We start from the raw sequence: 255 nt of genomic DNA on the forward strand, positions 1-255 counted from the left end.
CGAGAAGACAGTGACGGTCTCTCATGTGGCCGGGGTGCCGGTGCGTAACCAGGCCTCCGTGGCGTTCGCTCGGCATTACGGCGTGGAGGTGCTGACCTGCCAGCCAGCGGAACCGGCCGCCAAGGGCGGGGTGGAGAACGCGGTGAAGCTGGCCAAGGCCGACCTGGTCCCGAAGGACACCAACCAGCGGGACCAGTACGCCTCGTTCGCTGAGCTCGAGGCCGCCTGCGCGGGGTTCATGGCCATGGTGAACTC

The 255-nt window shown here is 67.8% G+C and carries 1 pseudogene; it reads left to right on the top strand.

Going from position 1 to position 255, the window contains the following annotated elements:
• A pseudogene (locus KVS67_RS12330) lies at positions 1 to 255 on the top strand (IS21 family transposase); the annotation flags it as partial.

Origin of the sequence: Micrococcus sp. GbtcB5, assembly GCF_019091605.1 — a bacterium.
Classification (GTDB): Bacteria; Actinomycetota; Actinomycetes; order Actinomycetales; family Micrococcaceae; genus Micrococcus; species Micrococcus luteus.